At 74.0% G+C, this 3,103-nt stretch carries 2 protein-coding genes and 3 pseudogenes; 4 read left to right on the top strand and 1 reads right to left on the bottom strand.

Annotated elements, in window-relative coordinates:
• From D8M29_RS10390 to D8M29_RS10405, 4 genes and pseudogenes are all read left to right on the top strand, one after another.
• Positions 1 to 585, top strand: a pseudogene (locus D8M29_RS10390) (protoporphyrinogen oxidase); the annotation flags it as partial.
• A 50-nt stretch (positions 586 to 635) separates the two neighbouring features.
• Entirely contained in the window at positions 636 to 1,352 is a 717-nt protein-coding gene (gene hemQ, locus D8M29_RS10395) for a hydrogen peroxide-dependent heme synthase (protein ID WP_036314319.1), read from the top strand.
• The gene (locus D8M29_RS10400) at positions 1,352 to 2,701 is read left to right on the top strand and encodes a ferrochelatase (protein WP_049147270.1); all 1,350 of its coding nucleotides are present in this window, start codon (positions 1,352 to 1,354) and stop codon (positions 2,699 to 2,701) included. The genes hemQ and D8M29_RS10400 overlap by 1 nt, the downstream gene beginning before the upstream one ends.
• Positions 2,702 to 2,705: 4 nt before the next feature.
• Positions 2,706 to 2,996 (top strand): annotated as a pseudogene (locus D8M29_RS10405) (hydroxymethylbilane synthase); the annotation flags it as partial.
• Between the two features lie 18 nt (positions 2,997 to 3,014).
• Here D8M29_RS10405 and D8M29_RS14235 read toward each other — a convergent pair.
• Positions 3,015 to 3,068: pseudogene (locus D8M29_RS14235) on the bottom strand (hypothetical protein); the annotation flags it as partial.
• Positions 3,069 to 3,103 lie beyond the last annotated feature (35 nt).

Genomic DNA, 3,103 nt, shown 5'->3' on the forward strand with positions numbered 1-3,103 from the left:
ACTCTCCCGTCCTCGGCTTCCAGGCCGGCGCCCTCGTCGTCGGGTGAGGGCTTCGCGCGGGCCACTCCCGTCGTGGGGGCCGCGGGCCTGGACGACGCGCCACGCGGCACCGGAGTGCTGGTCGGCGCCGGGACGGACGTGGCCGCCAAGGCCCTGACCCACGCCACCGCCAAGTGGGCGTGGCTGCGCGAGGTCGTCGCGCGTCCGCAGGAGGACGGTGTCGCCCGCCATCCCCACCGCCACGTGCTGCGCCTGTCCTACGGCCGCCAGGGCGGCGGGCCCGAGGCCCTGGGCCACCGCAGCGCGGACGAGGAGCTGCTCGCGCAGGCGCTCGTGGACACGGCGACTCTCACCGGGGTGCCGCTGGCGGAGGAGGACGTCGTCGCCCGCACCGTCACCCGCTGGCGCCGCTCCATCCCGCCGCAGGCCGGCCCCGACCGCGCGAAGGCGGACACGCTGATCGACTGGGCACGGGACGTGCCCGGCCTCGACCTCGTGGGCAGCTGGGTGCACGGCACCGGGCTGGCCGCCGTCGTCGCCGGCGTGGACCGCACCCTCGGCGCCGACGCGCCGCCCGCGGGCTGACCTCGCCCCCAGACCACCCCTGACGCAATCGGATCTCAAGGAAGAGGACCATGACCAAGGACAGCACCACCACCCCTGCCGAGGCCGGCAAGGACTGGTTCACCACCTACACCGTGTTCGCCCGCCCACAGGGCGAGCCCGGCTGGCTGGGACTGGAGGGCCGTGACGCGAAGAAGGCCGCCAAGGAGTTCGACGAGGCCGTCGCGCGGGTGGCCCAGACCGGCGTGACCGTGCGCGGCGTCTACGACGTCTCGGGCATGCGCGAGGCCGGCGACGTCATGGTGTGGATGTACGGCCAGGTGCCCGAGGACCTGCAGGCCGCCATCCGCGAGCTGCGCCGCACCCGTCTGCTCGAGGGCACCACGATGGTGCTCTCGGCCATGGGCGCCGATCGCATGGCCGAGTTCAACAAGGACCACGTCCCCGCCTTCGCCATGGGCCGCAAGGCCCTGAAGTGGCTGTGCTTCTACCCGTTCGTGCGCTCGTACGATTGGTACCTGCTGGACCCGAAGGAGCGGGCCCGCATGCTCCGCGAGCACGGCCAGCTCGGCCAGGACTTCCCGCAGGTATGGGCGAACACCACCAGCGCGTTCGGCCTGAACGACTGGGAGTGGCTGCTGGGCCTCGAGGCGGACGAGCTGACGGACCTGGTGGACATGATGCGCCACCTGCGCAACAACGAGACCCGCCTGCACGTGCGCAGCGAGGTGCCGTTCTACACCGGACGCCGTCTGGAGACCGCCGAGATCGCGGAGGTGCTGGCCTGATGACCGCCGCCCCCGAGCCCCGCGCCGACGCGCCCGTCCACACCGGCCCGGACGCCGGCGTCGCCCCGGCCCTCCGGACGCCCGAGAAGGCCGCCGCCGGCGTCGACTACGACGTGTGCGGCGTGATGGCCCCCAAGGACTACGACGCCCTGCTGCTCGCCTCCTTCGGCGGGCCCGAGGGCCAGGACGACGTGATCCCGTTCCTGCGCAACGTCACGCGCGGGCGCGGCATCCCGGACGAGCGCCTCGAGGAGGTCGCCACCCACTACCGCGCCAACGGCGGCGTCAGCCCCATCAACGCGCAGAACCGCGCGCTGAAGGCGGCCATCGAGGCCGAGCTGGCCGCCCGCGGCCTGGACCTGCCCGTGTACTGGGGCAACCGCAACTGGGAGCCCTACTTCCCGGACACCCTCGAGCGGATGCACGCCGACGGGCACCGCCGCATCCTGACGGTCACCACCTCCGCGTACTCCTGCTACTCCTCGTGCCGCCAGTACCGCGAGGACATGGGCATGGCCCTGGAGCAGACCGGCCTGACCGGGAAGGTGGACCTGGACAAGACGCGCCAGTACTTCAACCACCCCGGCTTCATCGAGCCGTTCCGGGACGGCCTGCGCGCGGACCTGGCGTCGCTGCGCGCGGAGCTGGGGGACGACGCGCGGATCCACGTGCTCTTCGCGACCCACTCGATCCCCACCTCCGACGCCGCCGCGGCCGGCCCGCGCGGCCTCGCCGCAGACCTGCGCGCGCAGGCGGGGGCGGAGCCGGGCGACGAGGGTGCGGACGTGTACTCGGCGCAGCACCTCGACGTGGCCCGCGAGATCCTCGCCGGCGTGCCCGAGGCCGCGGACGTGCCGTGGTCGCTCGTGTACCAGTCGCGCTCCGGCCCGCCCTCGGTGCCGTGGCTGGAGCCGGACATCAACGACGCGATGGAGCACCTCGCGGGCGAGGGCGCCGAGACGGACGCGCAGGGGCGTGCCGTGGCGGGCTTCATCGTCGTGCCGCTGGGGTTCGTCTCGGACCACATGGAGGTGGTCTGGGACCTCGACACCGAGGCCAAGGAGACCGCCGAGGGGCTGGGCGTGGGGTTCCGTCGCAGCCCCACCCCGGGCACCGACCCGCGGTTCGTGGCCGGGCTCGTGGACATCGTGGAGGAGCGGCTGGGCCGGCGCGAGGGTCGCGCCGCGGTCGGCTGCTTCCCGGCGTGGTACGACGTGTGCCGGCCGGACTGCTGCGTCAAGGTGATGCGGGACGGCTCGACGCGGCCGACGACGTCCGCTGTCGACGCCGCCGTGCGCGGGCTGGCCGAGCACGAGGCGGGCGCCGCGGCCCCCGCCGAGGAGGCCTGAGACCGTGACCCCCCTGCGCATCGGCACCCGGGGCTCCGCCCTGGCGACCACGCAGACCACCCACGTGGCCGAGACGCTCACGGAGCGCTCCGGCCTGGCCCACGAGCTGGTGGTGATCCGCACCGAGGGCGACGTCACCACCGGCTCGCTGGCCTCGCTGGGCGGCACCGGCGTGTTCGCCTCGGCGCTGCGGGCCGCCGTGCTCGACGGCGTCGTGGACGCGGCCGTGCACTCGCTCAAGGACCTGCCGGCCGTCCAACCGGAGACCCTCGAGATCGCCGCGGTGCGTGAGCGGGACGTCGAGGAGCCCGGTGAAGGTGCCGGCTTCGTTCGCGGTGCTCTCCCCATGCCGCAGGAGCGTCAGCATGCCCGTCACGGGGCTTCCGACGGGAGGAGGACGGT

It is taken from the genome of Micrococcus sp. HSID17227 (assembly GCF_003989405.1).
In the GTDB taxonomy this organism is placed as follows: domain Bacteria; phylum Actinomycetota; class Actinomycetes; order Actinomycetales; family Micrococcaceae; genus Micrococcus; species Micrococcus luteus.